Source organism: Pseudomonas sp. Pseusp18 (assembly GCF_059506005.1).
The window spans coordinates 1,187,359-1,206,270 of record NZ_CP169240.1; the positions used below are offsets into that span (position 1 = coordinate 1,187,359).

General features: G+C 60.9%; 14 protein-coding genes. 3 read left to right on the forward strand and 11 right to left on the reverse strand.

The features are described 5' to 3' along the window. Window positions 1-49: 49 nt before the first annotated feature. The 10 genes from ACEN9A_RS05160 to ACEN9A_RS05205 all read right to left on the reverse strand — a co-directional run bounded on the left by ACEN9A_RS05160 (window position 50) and on the right by ACEN9A_RS05205 (window position 14,080). Window positions 50-3,076: a multidrug efflux RND transporter permease subunit gene (locus ACEN9A_RS05160; RefSeq protein WP_258672533.1), complete on the reverse strand. Its 3,027-nt coding sequence runs from the start codon at window positions 3,074-3,076 to the stop codon at window positions 50-52. A gap of 13 nt (window positions 3,077-3,089) precedes the next feature. Then, the gene (locus ACEN9A_RS05165; protein WP_258672534.1) at window positions 3,090-4,238 is read right to left on the reverse strand and encodes an efflux RND transporter periplasmic adaptor subunit; all 1,149 of its coding nucleotides are present in this window, start codon (window positions 4,236-4,238) and stop codon (window positions 3,090-3,092) included. Between the two features lie 214 nt (window positions 4,239-4,452). Next, window positions 4,453-5,550 carry a DUF1513 domain-containing protein gene (locus ACEN9A_RS05170; protein WP_258672535.1) on the reverse strand — a complete coding sequence of 366 codons (1,098 nt, stop codon included), beginning with the start codon at window positions 5,548-5,550 and terminating at the stop codon, window positions 4,453-4,455. A gap of 14 nt (window positions 5,551-5,564) precedes the next feature. After that, window positions 5,565-6,629: an imelysin family protein gene (locus tag ACEN9A_RS05175; protein ID WP_258672538.1), complete on the reverse strand. Its 1,065-nt coding sequence runs from the start codon at window positions 6,627-6,629 to the stop codon at window positions 5,565-5,567. A gap of 27 nt (window positions 6,630-6,656) precedes the next feature. Further along, window positions 6,657-8,084 carry a di-heme oxidoreductase family protein gene (locus ACEN9A_RS05180; protein WP_258672539.1) on the reverse strand — a complete coding sequence of 476 codons (1,428 nt, stop codon included), beginning with the start codon at window positions 8,082-8,084 and terminating at the stop codon, window positions 6,657-6,659. Window positions 8,085-8,355: 271 nt separating this feature from the next. Continuing rightward, a complete protein-coding gene (locus tag ACEN9A_RS05185) occupies window positions 8,356-9,699 on the reverse strand; it encodes an imelysin family protein (protein WP_019651382.1) in 1,344 nt (447 codons plus the stop codon). A gap of 200 nt (window positions 9,700-9,899) precedes the next feature. Beyond that, on the reverse strand, window positions 9,900-11,951 hold the full coding sequence (locus ACEN9A_RS05190) for a putative bifunctional diguanylate cyclase/phosphodiesterase (RefSeq protein WP_018926575.1): 2,052 nt from the start codon (window positions 11,949-11,951) through the stop codon (window positions 9,900-9,902). A 344-nt stretch (window positions 11,952-12,295) separates the two neighbouring features. Further along, window positions 12,296-12,892, reverse strand: a complete 597-nt coding sequence (locus ACEN9A_RS05195) for a superoxide dismutase (protein WP_007938876.1) — start codon at window positions 12,890-12,892, stop codon at window positions 12,296-12,298. A 176-nt stretch (window positions 12,893-13,068) separates the two neighbouring features. Continuing rightward, window positions 13,069-13,671, reverse strand: coding sequence for a LysE/ArgO family amino acid transporter (locus ACEN9A_RS05200; RefSeq protein ID WP_258672541.1), 603 nt, complete (start codon window positions 13,669-13,671; stop codon window positions 13,069-13,071). Window positions 13,672-13,678: 7 nt separating this feature from the next. Next, window positions 13,679-14,080 (reverse strand): ACT domain-containing protein, encoded by a 402-nt coding sequence (locus ACEN9A_RS05205; protein ID WP_258672542.1) that lies wholly within the window; start codon window positions 14,078-14,080, stop codon window positions 13,679-13,681. 95 nt (window positions 14,081-14,175) lie between these two features. Between ACEN9A_RS05205 and ACEN9A_RS05210 the strand changes: the two genes are divergently transcribed. The 3 genes from ACEN9A_RS05210 (at window position 14,176) to ACEN9A_RS05220 (ending at window position 17,116) form a co-directional block, all read left to right on the forward strand. Then, window positions 14,176-15,069, forward strand: coding sequence for a LysR family transcriptional regulator ArgP (locus tag ACEN9A_RS05210; RefSeq protein WP_258672543.1), 894 nt, complete (start codon window positions 14,176-14,178; stop codon window positions 15,067-15,069). A 68-nt stretch (window positions 15,070-15,137) separates the two neighbouring features. After that, complete coding sequence (locus ACEN9A_RS05215; RefSeq protein WP_230174919.1) at window positions 15,138-16,130, forward strand: NAD-dependent epimerase/dehydratase family protein; 993 nt, start codon at window positions 15,138-15,140, stop codon at window positions 16,128-16,130. 116 nt (window positions 16,131-16,246) lie between these two features. Then, window positions 16,247-17,116 (forward strand): coiled-coil domain-containing protein, encoded by an 870-nt coding sequence (locus tag ACEN9A_RS05220; RefSeq protein ID WP_258672544.1) that lies wholly within the window; start codon window positions 16,247-16,249, stop codon window positions 17,114-17,116. 278 nt (window positions 17,117-17,394) lie between these two features. On the opposite strand, the gene ACEN9A_RS05225 is transcribed toward ACEN9A_RS05220, so the two are convergent. Then, window positions 17,395-18,912, reverse strand: coding sequence for an MDR family MFS transporter (locus ACEN9A_RS05225; protein WP_258672545.1), 1,518 nt, complete (start codon window positions 18,910-18,912; stop codon window positions 17,395-17,397).

Consider the following 18,912-nt stretch of genomic DNA (forward strand, 5'->3'; position numbering starts at 1 on the left):
AAGCCCAAATAAAAGGCCTCGCAGTTGCGAGGCCTTTTGCTTTTTGACGTTAAGGTTTATCGGGTTTGGCCAGCAATGTGTAAATACACGGCAGCACAAACAAGGTGAACAGCGTCCCGATCGACATCCCCGTTGCGATCACCGTGCCGATGTCGAACCGGCTGACGGCCCCCGCGCCCGTGGCGATGATCAACGGCACCATGCCGAACACCATTGCCGCCGTGGTCATCAATACCGGGCGCAGGCGAATGGCCGCCGCTTCCTCCACCGCTTCGCGAGGTGTCAGGCCTTTCTCCTTGCGTAACTGGTTGGCGAACTCGACGATCAGGATCCCATGCTTGCTGATCAGTCCGATCAACGTCACCAGCCCCACCTGGGTATAGATGTTCATGCTCGACCAGCCGAGGAACAACGGGATCAATGCGCCACAGATCGACAGCGGCACAGTCACCAGGATCACCAGCGGATCGCGGAAGCTTTCGAACTGGGCCGCCAGCACCAGGAAGATGATAGCCAAGGCCAGGGCGAAGGTGACCCACAGCGCGCTGCCTTCTTGAACGTATTGCCGTGAGACACCGGCATAGTCGACGGCGTAACCCGTCGGTGCCTCTTCCCGGGCGATTTGGCGCACGGTGTCGATGGCTTCCCCCATGCTGACCAGCGGAACCCCGGAAAGAATCGCCGAGTTGAGTTGCTGGAACTGGTTCAACTGACGCGGCCGCGCGCGGTCGGTCACGGTGATCAGGGTCGACAGGGGCAGCAGTTCGCCCTTGGTGTTCCTGACGTAATAATGGTTCAGCCAGTCAGGGTTATCGCGGTAGGGCCGTTCCACCTGAGCGATGACTTTGTAGCTGCGACCTTCGATGGTGAACCGGTTGATTTCCGCCTCACCCAGCAACGTCGCCAGCGTCCCGCCCAGGTCCTGCATGGACACACCCATCTGCGCGGCCTTGGCGCGATCGATATCCACCACCACTTCGGGTTTGTCGAAAGCCAGGTCGACGTCGACGAAAGCGAATTTGCCGGATTCCATCGCCCTTTTTTTCACCCGGTCCGTCACCTCCAACAACGATTCGTAGGTATTGGCCGAGTTGATCACGAATTGAAACGGCAAGCCTTCGCCGGTGCCCGGCAGGGACGGCAGGTTGAAGCCGAAGATTTGCAGCCCGGGAATGCTTTCCAGCTTGCTCTGGACCTCGGGCAGGATCTGCATCTGGGTCCGGTGGCGTTCGTTCCAGGGTTTGAGCAGGAAGCCGCCGATCCCTGATTGCACGCCGTTGAAGCCGTTGATCTGGAACGAGGAGTAGTACTCGGGGAACGCCTTGAATATCGCGACGAACTCGTCTGTGTAGGCGTTCAGGTAGTCGAGGTTGGCCGTCTGCGGGGAGTTGGCCATCATGAAGATCACGCCCTGGTCTTCGTCCGGCGCCAGTTCCGACTTGGTGAACTTGAGCAACACCGGAATCAGGCACAGCACGATCACCGCAAACACCAGCACTACCGGCCGGGTGTTGAGGGTGCCGTGAAGCACGCTCTGGTAGCGGCGCTTGAGGCCTTCGAAGATCACGTCCAGGCGATGGGCCAGGCCGCTGGGGTTTTCATCGTGGCGCAGCAACAAGGCGCACATCATCGGCGACAGGGTCAGGGCGACAATGCCGGAGATCACTACCGCCCCGGCCAGGGTCAGGGCGAACTCCTTGAACAGCGCCCCCGTCAGGCCGGTCAGGAAACCGATCGGCGCATAAACCGCCGCCAGAGTAATGGTCATCGACACCACCGGCATGGCGATTTCCCGGGCACCCTCGATGGCCGCATCTAGTGGCGTCTTGCCTTCTTCGATGTGGCGGTGGATGTTTTCCACCACCACAATGGCGTCGTCCACCACCAGCCCGATGGCCAATACCATCGCCAGCAAGGTCAGCAGGTTGATCGAGTAGCCCATCATCTGCATGAAGAACATCACGCCGATCATCGACAGCGGAATGGTGACCACCGGGATCACCACCGAACGCAGGGCGCCGAGGAACAGGAACACCACCACGATCACGATCAGCACTGCTTCAAACAGGGTTTTCAACACTTCATCGATGGAGGCCTGGATGAACAGCGTGGCGTCGTAGGCGATTTCGCCTTTGAGGTTCGGCGGCAGCTGGGCCTCCAGGTCCGGCATGATCTTGCGCACTTCCTTGATCACGTCCAGCGGGTTGGCGCCAGGTGTGGCCTTGATGCCGATGTACACCGAGGGCGTGCCGCCGAAGGAACTGACGGAGTTGTAGTTTTCCGCGCCCATCTCGACCCGTGCCACGTCCCGCAGCAGCACACGACTGTCGCCGCTGACCTTGAGCGGGATCGCGCCAAAGGCCTCGGCGGATTTGAGTTCGGTGTTGGCGTTGATGCTGGTGACCACGTACTCGCCTTTCACTTCGCCGGCGGCGGAGAGGAAGTTGTACTGGCGCACGGCGTTGGTCACATCGCTGGCGCTCAGGCCGAAACCGGCGAGCTTCACCGGGTCCAGCCACAGGCGCATGGCGAACACCTGGTTGCCGAGAATCTCGGCTTCGGCCATGCCCGGCAGGGTCGCCAGTTTCGGCTGGATAACCCGGGACAGGTAGTCGGTGATCTGCGGGTTACTCAGCTCGTTGCTGAAGAAACTGATGTACATCAGCGCCGAGGCGCCGGCGGCTTCCTTGCTCAGCACCGGGTCCTCGGCGTCCTGGGGCAGCTGGTTCTTGACCTCGTTGGCCTTGGCCAGCAGTTCGGTGAACAGGCGGTCGGTGTTGGAGCCAATGCGCGCGTAGATCGAGATCACCGAGAAGTTCTGGCGACTGACCGAGGTCATGTAGTCGATGCCCTCGGCGCTGGCCAGGCTCTGCTGCATCGGTTGGGTGATGTAACCCTGAATGGTTTCGGCGTTGGCCCCGGGATAAGCGGTGGTCACCGTGATCAGAGCGTTTTCCATTTGCGGGTATTGGCGCAGCGGCAACTTGCTCCAGGCCTGGAAGCCCAGCAGTACAATCAACAGGCTGACCACGGTGGCGAGCACCGGACGGCGGATGAACGGATCGGTAAAAGCCATGGGGATTCCTTGATCAGTCAGCGCGCGGCTGACTGCTCTTCTCGGCTAGGGTCTTGTCGTCGCTGATGGCGATGTGCGCGCCGTGGTCCAGTTTCATCTGGCCGCCGGTGACCACTTTTTCGCCGTTCTGCAAGCCTTTGATGATCATGACCATCCCGTCGCGGCGCTCGCCGGTTTCGACAAAGCGTCGTTCGGCGATCAGAACCGGCTCGCCCTTGTCGTCTTTTTCGAGGCTGCCGTCTTCGGCCTTTTTCTGCGCGACGACGTACAGCGAGTTGCCATAAAGGGTGTAGGTGATCGCGCTCTCAGGCACGACGATGTGCGGCTGCGGGTCGGGCAACATTACTTGCAGGCTGGCGAACATCCCCGGCAGGAGTTTGCCATCGGGGTTGGCCAGGGTCGCGCGCACCAGCACGTTGCGGGTGCTGCTTTCTACCTTCGGGTTGATGGCGCTGACGGTGCCGGGGAAAGTCTCCGTCGGGTAGGCCGAGACAATGACCTGTACCGATTGGCCGAGGGTGATCTTCGGCACGTCCTGCTCGGGTACAAAGAAGTCAACGTAGAGGCTGCTGAGGTCTTGCAGGGTGGCGATCATCGTGCCGCTGGCCACGTAGTCGCCGACGTCTACCCGACGAATACCGATGGTCCCGCTGAACGGTGCGAGGATTCGTTTTTTCTCCAGCGCCGCCTTGAGCTGATTGACCGTGGCCCGGCTCTTTTGCAATACCGCCGAGAGTCGGTCGAACTCGCCTTTGGAAATAGCCCGGCTGCCCACCAGTTGGCTACCGCGACCGTAATCCAGTTGCGCCAGTCCCAGGTCGGCCTGGGCGGTTGCCAACAGGGCGGTTTCCACGGCGCTGTCGAGTTGCAGCAGCGGCTGACCGACCTTGACCTTCTGTCCCGACTCGAACTGAACTTCCTTGACGGTGCCGTCGACCTCCAGGCTCAGATCGACCCCTTGCAGCGCCGTAACGGTGCCGACCGTTGGCAAACGGCTTTGCCACGGACGTTCGGTGGCGGTGGCCACGGCGACACTGATCGGTGGTTTCGGCACAGAGAAGCCCTTCATCATCGTATAGATGGAGAAGGCTTTGTAACCGGCCAAGACCAGCACGATTAGCAGGACAACACCCAACATGATCAGCATGCGGCGGCGCAGCATATTTCCATTTCCTTGGAGAAAATCAGGTGAGACAGGCGCAAACATTACTCCCACTGCGAAGGGGATTCCAACTGTAGCAGCTGCCGAAGGCTGCGTTCGGCTGCGCAGCAGTCGTAATCCAGACACCGCGGTTTGTCTGATACAACTCGGTGTCTGATTTCACGACTGCTGCGCAGTCGAACGCAGGCTGCGCCAGCTGCTACAGGTTGCGTGTTCAGATCAGGTGAAGGTGGTTGTCCCAGAGCCCCGCAGGCAATTCCAGAGGTTTTGCAACAAGGTTTGTCTGGCGGCAATCGTAGAACCGGCAACGGCCTTGACCCGAGGTCACGACAAAACCGTCGGCCACGGCCCCGACACCGGCGCAATCGGGAAGCGGTGCATCCAGGCGTACTTCACCGCTGTCCAGGTCCCAGATAAAAAAGCGGTTGCCCCGCGGCGCGGTCAGGGCGACGAGGCGCAGTTCGCTGTGCACGGCCACGCTGGCGGTGTAATGCCCCATAGCCTGCAACTGATGCTCGGGCACCGGGAACGCCACGAACGGTTGGCCGGGACGCTTGATCGCCAGTAGCTCCGAGGACTCGTGAGCATCGCCCATGAACTGCTGACCGGCGACGATGGTGCCGTCACTGGCGATACCCAAATGCCGCACGCTGTTCATCTGTTGAGCCAGTGTTTCCTTGCTCAACAGTGTGCCGTCGCGCTTCATCAGCACCAGGCTCGGTTCCATGGCATTGAGGTTCATCTCGACCCGGCTTTCGGCCTCGGTACGAATGCCGCCGTTGGCCACCACCAGCGTCTCGCCATCGGGCATCCACGACACCTGATGCGGGCCGACGCCGTGGGTGGAAATTTCGCCGCTGTGCACCAGTCGCTCACCTTCGAATTTATACACACCGAGCAGACCTCGGCCCGGATCGGAGGTGTCGTTTTCGGTGGCGTACAACCAGTCGCCGCTCCGGTGAATCACTGCGTGACCGTAGAAGTGCCGATTCGGCTGCGACACCACGGTTTGCAATAGCGTGCCGTCGCGCAGGTCGATCAGGTAGCTCTCGGTGCCCGGACGCCGAGCGACGAATAGCGCAATCGGCAATGTCGGGTGGTTGATGATGTCATGGCAGCGCTGACCGACCTGGGTCGCAAACACCCGAGTGCCGTCCAGCCGATAACCGACGGCATAGTGCTTGCCGTCACCATCGTCCCGCGCCGAGAGCAGCAGCGGGCTTTTGTCCTTTTGCTTGAACAGCGTCCAGCCGCCCAGTGTCACCGCACCCAGCAGCAAACTCCCTAACGTCAGAGCCTGGCGTCGCAGCATGGCACTTGCCCTCATCAGTCGCCGTCGTTGGCGTTGAAGCCCAATTGGATGCCCAGCGCCTTGGCCAGTTCGCCTTCGTGCAAGCGGTGGACAACGTTGAGGCTGTCATAGATGTCGTTGAGCTGCTGGCGACCGGCATCGTCGGTGAGCATGTCGGTCAGCGAGCGCTGGTTGCCGGCAAGCAGTTTCAGAGATGCTGCGTAGGCCGCGTCGATCTTGTCGGCCAACGGTTTTTGCTCGCTCGGCAACAGACCGCGCAGGCCTTTGTTGTCGACACCCACCCAGACGGTTTGCGCAGCAGTCAGGCTTGCTTCCATGCCTTTGAGCGACGATTGGCTGCGCCAGGCATCGGCCTGGAATGGCTGTGGCGTACCCTTGCTCTGACGGCCCATCGGCGTGCCGAGTTTTTTCTTCAGGGTGTCCAGCGCAGTCACTTGCACACGCAGCAGATCGGCGATCGCTTCGTGGGAGTCGGCGTAGCGCTGGTTGGGGAATTTGCTCATCTGCGCGAGCATGCCGTCGTTGGTGTTCCAGCGCGACAGGATCTCTTCGGCCAGTTGCTTCTGACGCTCGCCAATGGCGGTCAGCAGCGGGCAGTATTTGGCTTTCTGAGCGCTGTCAGCCATGTCGATCTTGCTGTCGAACAGGATGTATTCATAGGCCGACAGCCCTTGCACCACGACACTGGACTTGGCCAGGGCGGCGGCATCGATCTGCGGCTGCGCAGTGACCAGTTGCTCGACCTGACGACCCACGAGGTTTTTCTTGTCCGGCCAGAACTGCACCTGCCACGAACGGTTGCCCTCGGCCAGCGGCCCGATCAACAGCGGTTGCAACTCGGCCCAGGCTTTCTGCGCGTGCAGGAAGTCGGAGCGGGCGGTGTCCAGGGTTTCCTTGCCTTGGCAGAACGCCAGGGCGCTGACCGCCAATTGCCGGTCGGCTTCCACCCAACGACTGTAGCTCGGCAGGATCACTTGCTTGGCGATGGCCGCCGAGGTGACCGCTTGCGGATCCTGGGGCGAACAGGCGCCCAGGGCGAGGGCGGCAAGGCTGGTGAACAACAATTTGGGACGGAACATGTCGGGCTCCCGCTGAAGGAATACGTATTAAAGGGAATTCAAAAACGCCAGCAACGCCGCGCGCTGCTCGGCGTTGAAAGACAAAACCTGTTGCTGCGCCGCTTTTGCCTCGCCGCCATGCCAGAGCACGGCTTCGAGCAGGTTGCGGGCGCGGCCGTCATGCAAGAACTGGGTGTGGCCGCTGACCGTCTGCGTCAGGCCGATGCCCCACAACGGCGGCGTCCGCCAGTCGCGGCCACTGGCCTGGAACTCGGTACGGTTGTCGGCCAGACCGTCGCCCATGTCGTGCAGCAGCAGATCGCTGTAAGGGCGAATCACTTGATTGGCCAATTCAGGTTCCGCGGCGTTGGCGGCGGTGGTGTATTGAGGGGTGTGACAGGACTGGCATCCGGCCTGGAAAAACAGATTCTTGCCGGCCAGCACCTCAGGTGCGCCAACATCGCGACGGGCCGGCACGGCGAGGTTACGGCTGTAGAACAGCACCAGGCGCAAAATGTTGTCGCTGACTTCCGGCTCGCCATCGGGGCCATTGCCGTTGGGTGCCTGCTTGCAAGCGATTTGTGCGTCAGTGCAGTCATCAACGGGTTTCAGGCTGGTCGTGAGGCCCATGTCACCAGAGAACGCGTGAGCATTCTGTTGATTGAGGTTCGGTTGCCCGGCTTTCCAGCCAAATCGTCCGAGAACAGTCTTCTGCTGCGCGTCGTCCCAGACCCGGTTCGGTCGCCCGGCGATGCCGTTTTTCTCCCGGGCCTGGGCCTCGGCATTGGCCAGGATAGCTTCGTCGGGAATCGCTTCAAGCAAGCCCAGGCCAATCATCGGCGGTGCAATGCGTGCCGAGAAACGCGTGTCGGGGTGCATCGGGCCGTAGCCGAGTTGGGTCATCTGCAAGGTCGGCTTGCGCAACTCGATTTCGCTGCCGTCCTTGAAGCGTACCGGGACCGGCGTGTAATCGACGCGCACTTTGCCTTCCGGGGCAACGCCGGGCACCGACATGTCCTGGAACTGGCCGCCGTAGACCGGCTCTGGCACCACGCCCATTTGCTCGATGACTTTGGCGTAGGCCGGCGCATTGGGAATCGACAGGCGTACCAGCATCGACACCGCATTCGGCGCATCGGGCGTCGGTGGGTGACCGCGCCCGTCCTTGATGTGGCAGTTCTGGCAGCCGTTGGTGTTGAACAGCGGGCCGAGGCCATCGCGGGCGGTGGTGGTTGACGGCGCGATCACCCAGGGGCTGCGAAAGAAGCTATTACCGACGCTGAAGTCGACGCGCCGTGACGGCGGCAGATTGGCGGAGGGCAGGGAGAATGCGTTCTGATCGGTCTTGCGTACTGTCGCGCTGCCACCGGACCGGGCTTCACCGGGTTCGGCCTGGGTAAAACGCGGGGCGTCATCGCAGGCACTCAGGCCCAGGGCCAGCAACAGTGCAGACAAGCGAAGAGGCAGCGAGGGCATCGGACATCCTGCAAGACGAGCAAAACAAGGGCGCAAAGTCTAACAGGGCAGGGGAGTTTGAATAAGAGGAATTATCGTTTGCTTGATGTGAGGCAGGGTTTGACGTCAGACCGCGTCGCCCCCATCGCGGGCAAGCCACGCTCCCACAGGGTTTTGCGCTGACCCCGTGGGAGCGTGGCTTGCCCGCGATGAGGCCATCAGCATCACCCAAAAGACAGGCATGAAAAAGGCGACCCGAAAGTCGCCTTTGTATTCGCTCAGCCAGCGTTGATCAGAACTCGTGATCAGCGTTGTCCGGGTTCAGGTCGCTGATGCCCAGTTTGCCGGCAGCGGCTTCGATCGAACCGGTCTGCTTGACCAGCGAGGCGATGGCGTCGCGCACGATCTGATTGCCAGCGGTGTTGCCGGCAGCGATCAGTTGGTCGTAGTGCTCACCCTTGTTGGCGTGATCGACCATGATCTGGATCTTGGCTTCGGTCGCAGCCAGGTCGGCTTTCAGCGCGGCATCGGCAGCCGGGTCGGCCTTGGCCACCAGGGACGACAGGCTGGCGCCGGTCATTTTGGTGCCGTCGACACGGGTGTATTCGCCCAGGTACACGTTACGAATGCCTTTGGCATCGTAGAAGTGCGAGTTGTGGGTGTTGTCGCTGAAGCAATCCTGTTCGTCTTCCGGGGAGTTGGCTTCCAGGGAAACCTTCATGCGCTCGCCCGCCAGTTCGCCCAAGGACAGGCTGCCCATGCCGAACAGCATTTTGCGCAGGCCGGATTCAGCCGGTTCCGCTTCCAGGGTGGCGCGGTAGTTGTCGGCCACGTTCGGCTTCCAGTTACCGACCATTTCTTCCAGGTCGTTGACCAGCAGCTGAGTCACGGATTTCAGGTAAGCGCGACGACGATCGTTGTGACCGCCGGTAGCGCCTTTGCCTTCCAGGTAGTCGGAGGCTGGACGGTTGCCGGCGCCAGGGCCGGTGCCGTTCAGGTCCTGGCCCCAGAGCAGGAATTCGATGGCGTGGTAACCGGTGGCGACGTTGGCCTCGGAACCGCCCAGCTCGTTCAGGCTGGCGAGTTTTTCCGGGGTGATGTCTTTCACGTCGACCTTGTCTTCGCCAATCTGAATCTGGGTGTTGGCGATGATGTTGGCGGTGGCGCCCGGGTTACCCAGTGCGTGTTCGTAGGATTTGTCGACGTAGTCGATCAGGCCTTCGTCCAGTGGCCAGGAGTTCACCTGGCCTTCCCAGTCGTCGATGATGGTGTTGCCGAAGCGGAACACTTCGCTCTGCAGGTAAGGCACGCGGGCCGCGACCCAGGCAGCCCTGGCGGCTTTGAGGGTGTCGGCGTCCGGCTTGGCGAGGAACGCGTCGACGGCGGTTTGCAGGGTTTTCGCGGTGGATTCGGCATCGCTGTAAACGGCAAAGACCATGTCGGCGTAGTGCGCGACCACAGCCTTGGCGGCGGCTTCGTCGACTTTAGCTGTGGCAGCAGGTGCAGCCGGGGCAGTGGTGCTGGCAGCCGGGGTCGGCGCTTGTGGAGCGGCAGCCTTGTCTTTGCCTTCGCCGCAACCAGCGAGGGAAATAGCGATGGCCAGCAGACTGGCGGTGGCCAGAGGCATACGAATCATGGCGAACATCCTGCTTCGGTGATGGAGTGGGCGCGCACGGGCGGCGCGCAAAAGTGCGACATAATGCAAATCTTTCGCATTCTGTGTAAAGGGTTGTACCTGTAAATATTTCTTATTCACGCAAAGATGTGGGGCGCATCAAAAGATCGCAGCCTCGTTTCACTGTAGGAGCTGTCGAGTGAAACGAGGCTGCGATCTTTTTACAAAATGGCCGCGTTACTGCGCTGGGCCTGCTTGAGGTAGACGCTCAATTCCCGCGCCGGCAGCGGTTTGCTGTAGTGATAGCCCTGACCTTCGTGGCAGCCTTCGGAGATGATGTAGGCCTCTTGTTCGGCGGTTTCCACGCCTTCGGCAATCACCTGCATGCCCAGGCTTTTGCCCAGCTGGATGATGGCCCGGACGATGGTCGCGTCGTCGTCGTCATCGAGCAGGTCCTGAACGAAGCTCTTGTCGATCTTGATCTTGTCCAGCGGCAGGCTTTTCAGATAACTCAATGACGAATAACCGGTGCCGAAGTCGTCGATGGCGATCAGCGCGCCGGAGCGACGCAGGCTCAGCAAGTGCTGGGCGGCGGTGCTGATGTCTTCCATCAGGCCGGTTTCGGTGACTTCCAGCTCCAGGCTGCGCGGTGGCAGTCGGTAGATCTGCAGCAGGTTATTGACCACCCGCGGCAACTCGGCGTGGTGCAATTGCACAGTGGACAGGTTCACCGCCATGCGCAGGTCGACGAAGCCCTGATCGTGCCACTCGCGCAGTTGTTTGCAGGCCTGGTCCAGCACCCATTCGCCAATGGCGATGATGGTGCCGTTCTGCTCGGCCAGCGGGATGAACAGGTCCGGCGGCACCAGCCCATGCTCGGGATGCTGCCAGCGAATCAACGCCTCGACACCCACCACGCGATGATCGCGGTAGCTGATCTGCGGCTGGTAGACGAGGTAGAACTGGTCGCGGATCAAGGCGTCACGCAGGTCTTTTTCCAGCTCGCGGCGTCGACGCATTTCCGTGTCGACGCTGGCGATATAGAACTGGTAGCGGTTGCGCGAGCGCGTCTTGGCCAGGGTCATGGTCTGCTCGGCTTTTTGCAGCAGCTTCTCGGTGCTGTCACCGTCCTCGGGGAACAGGGTGATGCCGATGGTGGCGCGCAGGCGGATTTCCTGATGATCGAGGGCGAACGCCGCTTCCAGATCATCGAGAATGCTTTGGGCCAGTTCGGCGGCTTCGTAGGGTTGTTCGATGTCGGCCTGGACCAGCGCGAACTGGTCGCCACCCAAGCGGGCGAGGGCGCCGAGGCGGCCGCTGTGAGCCCGCAGGCGATCGGCCAGGGCCAGCAGCAGCTGGTCGCCGGTCTGGTAGCTGAACTGTTCGTTGACGCCTTTGAAGTCATCGAGCCCGACACACAACACCGCGACCCGACGCTGCAATTTGCCGGCGTCGACAAGGATCTTGTCCAGCTGTTGCTGCAATTGCTGGCGGTTCGGCAGACCGGTGAGAAAATCGTACTGGGCCATGCGCAGCAGGCTGTTTTCCGCTTCATGGCGCAGGTGAGTGTTGCGCTCGATGGATTCGAGCAGTTGGTTGGCGGTATTGATCCAGACCCCCAGCTCGTTTCTTTCATGACCCTTGAGCTGTGGGATCTTGTGGGCGCTGGGCCGGTCCGGGTTGATCTCAGTCAGATGTTCGATGATCCGCGACAATGGTTTGGTCAGCAGCCAGTGGTAAACCAGATACAACACCAGGCTCATGGCCAGGGCGCGCAAGACGCCAGAGATGAAGATGATCACCGAACTGACGATGAAGCTCTGGCCGTAGGTGGCGGTGTCGAGGGTAATGCTCAGGTCGCCGTAGTACTCGCTGTAGGGACCGCGACCCACCAGTTGGGTGGTGAACGTGCGTTCCTGGCCGAGGATCAGGTCAGTCAGCCAGCGGCTGTGGGACTGCTGAAGCTCGCGGGATTTTTGCGCGAGCATGGCTTCGTGGGGGTGGCCGATGGAGGCCATGCGCACGGCGTCATCCTGGAACAGGCCTTCGATCACCTGCATGCCCATTTCCCGATCCAGGCTGTAGACCGCCTGAGTGGAGGGATCGCGGAACATGTCGAGGATGCGCTGGGCATCGTTGGCAACCGCCTGACGTGTTTTATAGGCATCGAAAACAATCTGTGCGCAGCTCAAGACCACGCCGACGATCAATGCCGACAGGAGCACGACCCGGAGTAACTTCACCGACAAGCTGTTCTTGAGTTCCAGCTTCAAAGGGTTATTCCTTGTTCCGTGCGGGTAGCGTCAAGTTGCCATGAGTATTGGCAATCCCGTGATGGCAGTCAAAGGGACAATCCAGCCCGGGGGATATTGCCGGTAGCTTGGCCGATATGCTGCTGTTTGGAGTATTTGCCCTATTAACACTGTGTCGGTTGTCGAGGCCTTCAACTTGAGGAGGTTGAGGCAATTTTTCCTTGTGTTGATGTTAGACCGCTGTGCTGTGGGGGCAAGAGGGCGAATGCGGCTCGTGTTGTGGGAAAGCACACCACCCATGTACGGATTTTCGATGGCATAAAAAAACCCGGCATAAAAGCCGGGTTTCTTGACTGGCGCGAAGCTTAGGCGGTGAAGGTTTTGCCTTCGAACTGCTCAGCCACGAATTTCCAGTTGACCAGGTTCCAGAACGCTTCGACGTACTTCGGACGAAGGTTGCGGTAGTCGATGTAGTAAGCGTGTTCCCAGACGTCGCAGGTCAGCAGCGGGGTGTCGCCGCTGGTCAGCGGGTTGCCGGCGCCGATGGTGCTGGCCAGGGCCAGGGAACCGTCAGCCTTTTTCACCAGCCAGCCCCAACCGGAACCGAAGGTGCCGATGGACGTTTTGCTGAACTCTTCCTTGAACTTGTCGAACGAACCGAAAGCAGCGTTGATGGCATCAGCCAGAGCGCCGGTTGGTTGACCGCCGGCGTTTGGTGCCAGGCAGTTCCAGTAGAAAGTGTGGTTCCAGACCTGAGCGGCGTTGTTGAAGATACCGCCCGAGGAAGTCTTGACGATTTCTTCCAGGGTCTTGCCTTCGAACTCGGTGCCTGGCACCAGGTTGTTCAGGTTCACGACATAGGTGTTGTGGTGCTTGTCGTGGTGGTATTGCAGAGTTTCCTCTGAAATGTGCGGCTGCAGGGCATTGTGCGCGTAAGGCAGCGGCGGCAATTCGAAAGCCATGATAATTCTCCTAATCAGGTCAGTTGCGGTGAGCGCAAGGCCGATCACGGGCGGCCAGACATGCGCCGGGGAGTTTGTACTCTTTGCGGCGCAGGGATCGGATCATAGCACCGGGGGTGCGGCATAACCACGCAACAACTGTGTGGAATAGAGGTTCCAGAGCCATTTGGAATAAATCACCCGGCGATGACCAGTTGAATCGCTACGGTGAACATCATCACGGCGACCAACAGGTCAAGGATTCGCCAGGTACTGGGGCGTGCCAACCACGGTGCCAACCATGCTGCGCCGAGGGCCAGGGTAAAAAACCACAGCAACGATGCACTGGCCGCACCCACGACATAAGCACCGGGCTCGGTTTGTTGTGCGCCGAGGGAGCCGATCAGCAACACGGTGTCCAGGTAGACGTGCGGGTTGAGCAAGGTCACCGCCAAAGCGCTGAGCAGCACCGCCCGCAATGAGCGCACGGTCTGGTTCTCGCCGTATTGCAGGCTCTGTTTCGAGCACGCCCGCCGTAGCGCCAGGCTGCCATACCACAGCAGAAACGCCGCGCCACCCCAACGAGCGATGGCCAACAGAGTCGGGTTCTGCGCCAGCAACGTCGCCAGGCCGAACACCCCGGCGGCTACCAGCAACGCATCGCAGGTTACGCAGAGCGCCGCCACCGGCAGGTGATGTTCACGTCGAAGGCTCTGCGCCAACACAAACGCATTCTGAGTGCCGATCGCCATGATCAGCCCGGCGGCCACCAACAGGCCGTTCACATAGCTTTGCCACATAAGATTTTTACTCCGCGTTGGCCGCCAGATCCCGCAGTACCTGCAGGGCGCGTTCGGCATCGGCCTGGCCGACGAACAAATGGTCGTGGTAGTAGCCGGCAATCACGTTGCAACTGATGCCGACCCGGCCCAGTGCCGTGGCGAACGCGGCGGTCAGGCCGACGGCTTCAAGGGCTGAGTGCACGTTCAAGGTGATCCAGGCAGCGATGTAGTCGAAGCTGAAACCGGCCTTCTCGGCGTGGGAACGTTGCAGAATCACTGTCAGCCCTTCCTGTTCGCGGAAGCTGCCGACAATCTCAAGGCCTGCGGGCAGCTTGCCGTCGGGCAACGTGCAGAACACGTATTCGCCGTCGTTGAGTTGCGGGCTCATGCTGCGCAACAGGGTTGCCAATGAGGTTTCGCCAGCCATGTCGGTGATCCTTGTTCAAAGTTCTTGCTGGCCATTCTCCGGTGGGAAGTTGTATAAGAAAAACCAATAGTGCTGATCGCTCATTAGGAAAACTGATGTTCGACTACAAATTACTGTCCGCGCTCGCCGCCGTGATCGAGCAGGCCGGATTCGAACGCGCCGCGCAGGTCTTGGGCTTGTCCCAATCGGCCATCTCCCAGCGCATCAAACTGCTCGAGGCGCGGGTCGGCCAACCGGTGTTGGTGCGGGTCACGCCTCCGGCCCCGACGGAGATCGGCCGGCGATTGCTCAACCATGTGCAGCAGGTGCGGTTGCTGGAGCGCGATCTGCAAAGCCTGGTGCCGGCGCTGGACGAAGAAGGCCTGCCGGAACGCCTGCGTATCGCGCTGAACGCTGACAGCCTGGCCACCTGGTGGGCTGCGGCGGTGGGGGATTTTTGCGCGCAGGAGCATCTGTTGCTCGACCTGGTGGTGGAAGACCAGACCGTCGGCCTCAAACGCATGCGTGCAGGCGAAGTGGCGGGGTGTCTGTGCGCCAGTGAGCGGCCGGTGGCCGGTGCGCGCAGCGTGCTGTTGGGGGCGATGCGCTACCGTGCGTTGGCCAGCCCGGCATTCATTGCCCGGCATTTCCCTGAAGGCGTGCGCGCCGATCAGTTGGCCAAAACGCCAGCCCTGGTGTTTGGTCCGGACGATTTCCTGCAGCATCGATACCTTGCGTCAGTTGGCGTGAATGGCGGTTTCGAACACCATTTATGCCCGTCTTCTGAAGGGTTTCTTCGTCTCACGGAAGCAGGGCTTGGCTGGGGCCTGGTGCCTGAATTGCAGGTGCGCGAACAACTGGCGCGCGGCCAATTGGTGGAGCTTTTGCCAGATAAGCCGATCGATGTGCCGCTGTACTGGCATCATTGGCGTAATGGCGGTCAGCTGTTGGGGTTACTCACCGATCAATTGGTGCGCTCGTCGAAGCAATGGCTGGTGCCGTTGGACTGACGGCTGGCGTCAAGACCTCACGCCCTACGCAATATGCAAAACGCAAAACGAAATATTCGGAGCAATACATGAAGATTCTGGTCACCGGCGCAAGCGGCTTCATTGGCGGACGCTTTGCGCGTTTTGCCCTGGAGCAGGGCCTGGATGTGCGGGTCAACGGTCGCCGGGCCGAGAGCGTCGAGCATTTGGTGCGCCGTGGTGCCGAGTTCATCCAGGGCGACTTGAGCGACCCGCAACTGGCGCGCGACCTGTGTTCCGACGTCGAAGCCGTGGTCCATTGCGCCGGCGCTGTCGGTTTGTGGGGGCGCTATCAGGACTTCCATCAAGGCAACGTCGAGGTCACCGAGAACGTGGTCGAGGCCTGCCTGAAACAACGGGTGCGGCGCCTGGTGCACTTGTCGTCGCCATCGATTTACTTCGATGGTCGCGATCATCTGGGGTTGACCGAAGACCAGGTGCCCAAGCGCTTCAAGCATCCTTACGCCGCAACCAAATACCTGGCCGAGCAAAAAGTTTTCGGTGCGCAGGAGTTCGGCCTCGAAACCCTGGCCCTGCGCCCGCGTTTCGTGACGGGCGCAGGCGACATGAGCATTTTCCCCAGGTTGCTGAAGATGCAGCGCAAAGGGCGGTTGGCGATTATCGGCAATGGCCTGAACAAGGTTGACTTCACCAGTGTGCAAAATCTCAATGAGGCGTTGTTCAGCAGCTTGCTGGCCAGCGGTTCGGCCTTGGGCAAGGCCTACAACATCAGCAACGGAGCGCCGGTGCCGTTGTGGGATGTGGTCAATTACGTGATGCGCAAAATGGATGTCCCACAGGTGACCCGTTACCGTTCCTACGGCTTGGCCTACAGCCTTGCCGCGCTCAACGAGGGTGTTTGCAAGTTGTGGCCGGGGCGTCCGGAGCCGACCCTGTCGCGACTGGGCATGCAGGTAATGAACAAAAATTTCACCCTGGACATCAGTCGCGCCCGGCATTATCTGGACTACGATCCGAAAGTCAGCCTCTGGACCGCCCTCGATGAATTTTGCGCCTGGTGGAAGGCTCAGGACATTCGCTGACACATAAGGGCTGCCCCCTACTGAACCGAGTTCGGGGTTCAGGGTCAACCGGTGCGGCAGCGAGGGTTATACTTCGCCGCATCAAGCCATCACCGCGTTTTACAAAGGTTGACTCAATGTCCATGCGTAACGATGCCAACGACGACTTCGACGATGTACCGAGCCTGCGTGCCGACAGCCTCGACGACGATGATTTTCCGACCACCGCGCGCACTTCCGTGCATTCGCGCACCACACCGGTAGTCAAGGTCAAAAGCCCGAGCACCGGCCCGCTGTGGGCGTTGGTCGGCGCGTTGTTCTTTGCCTTCGCCGGCCTTGCCTGGTGGAGTTTTCAGCAGATTTCGCTGATGGAACAACAACTGGTGGCGACCCAGGAAAGTTTCGCGCGCATCAGTGAGGAAGCGGCGGGGCGCTTGCAGGACATTTCCGGCAAGGTCGTGGCCAGCCAGTCCACGGTCAACACCGGCAGTGAAGCGTTGAAGCTGCAAATAAAACAACTGGAAGGCAAGCTCCAGGACCAGAGCAAACAGCTGGAAAGCAAACTCCAGGATCAGAGCAAACAGCAGCAAGGCGTGCTCGGCCAGACCTCCGATCTGGACAAGCGCCTGGCGCAAATGACCACGCAGGCCAGCGAACAACAAGCCGCCAATGCCCAGTTGCAGGCCCAGGTCAAAGCCTTGAGCGGCGAACTGGCCGCGTTGAAGAGCGCACCGGCCGATACCAGCAAGGTCGACGCCCAACTCAAAAGCCTTGGCGCCGACATCGCTGCGCTGAAGCGGCAAGGTAACCCGAGCGCCGCCGTCGAGCGCCTGGAGCAAGACATGATCGTGCTCAAAAGCCAACAGGACAACCGCCCGGCCGCAGCGCAAGGTGGCAACAATACCGCCGAGTTCGATGCCTTCCGCGGCCAGGTCACCCGCAACATCAACACCTTGCAGGCGCAGATCCAGAACCTGCAACAACAGCTGCACGCCCGGACTCAATAGCCCGATGCAGTGATGTTGTGTGGAGTGGGCCTGTGGAGTGGGACTTTTGTGGCGAGGGAGCTTGCTTGTGGCGAGGGGGCTTGCCCCCGTTGGGTGGCGTAGCCGCCCCATATCCATTCACCACGGCTTTTCAGATAGTCCGTGGTGCCTGATTTGCGACTGCTGCGCAGCCGAACGGGGGCAAGCCCCCTCGCCACAGATAATCCGCCCACCACAGATAATCCCTCTCACTACACTGGCCACAGGGTTTGCTCGCGAATGCAGGCGACTCGGTCTTTCTACCGAACCTTGTCCTCCCGCCCGCGCAACACCCTGTTCGGCATGGCAATCGCCGCCGCGAGCCCCAGCAGCGACACCGTCGCGCTGACTATCAGCAAATGCCTGAAGGTCAGCAGCAACTCGGCGCGCAAGGCGTTTTGCGCATCCCCCGGCGCGGCGTTCAAACCATCGAGCAAGACATTCCCCGAACGGCCCTCGGCGATCAGCGACGAGCCGGCCAGGTGCGCGAAGCTGGAGTCCTGCAACAACGCCAGCAACAGCGCCGACATCAACGCCACGCCCACGGCACCGCCCAGCGCGCGGAACAGATTGGTGGTGCTGGTGGCAACGCCAATGTCCCGTTGCTCCACCGAGTTTTGCGTGCCCACCAACGACGTCGGGAACTGCATGCCGCTGGCGATGCCGCTGAGCAACATGAACAGGCTACTGAGCAGAAACGCCTGCGGCGCACTGAATGCCATCCCCAGAATCGAGAATGGCATGAGCAGGGCACCGGTCAAAATCATCGGTTTGTAACGACCGGTCACCGAGGTCCGGCGCCCGGCGAAATAGGCGCCTATCGGCAAGCCCATGGCCAGCGGCAACAGGTGCAGTGCCGCACTGTCGGCCCCGGCGCCGGTGACGCTCTGGAAGCGCAGCGGCATCAGCACGATCAGGGAAATCGCTTGGAAACTGGTGAAGAAAATCGTACACCAGCAAAGGATCGCATTGCGGTTGGCGAACAAATGCATCGGCAGCAACGGTTCCCTCGCCCGCCGTTCATGCCAGACGAACACCGCCAGCGCCACCACCGCACAACCGAGCAAACCCGCCACTTCGGGACTGCGCCACGAATGCCCCTGGCCAACCTGAGTGATGCCCAGCAACAACGCTGTCAGGCCAATGATCATCAGCAACGTACCAAGGTAGTCGATGATCGGCTTGCGCTGCGGTACCGGCAGCCCTACCAGCGTGCGATAAGCCACCCACCAGGCTCCCAGGCCCAACGGCAGGTTGATCAGGAATACCCAGCGCCAGGACAGGTATTCGGTCATGTAGCCACCGAGTACCGGGCCGGCCACGCTGGCCACCGCGTACATGCTGCTGAAGTAGCCCTGATAACGACCGCGTTCGCGCGGTGGAACGATGTCGCCGATGATCGCCTGGCTCACCGAAATCATTCCGCCGGCGCCGATGCCTTGAAAGATCCGCGCCAGTACCAATTGCTCCATGCTTTGCGCCATGCCACAGAACAATGAAGCCAGGGTGAACAAGCCCATGCCGAACAGCATCAACCGGCGGCGGCCATACAGATCGCCGAGCTTGCCGTAGATCGGCACCGCCACGGTCATCGCCACCATGTAGCCGGAAATGACCCAGGCCAGCAGGCTGACGTCCTTGAACTGCGCGGAAATCGCCGGCATCGACACAGCGACGATGGTCTGGTCCAGCGCACCCAGAAAGATCGCCAGCATCAGGGCGATCAGCACGCTGCGAATGGCCGGTTTGGGCGTTTCAGGCCGGTTGAGATTGGTCAC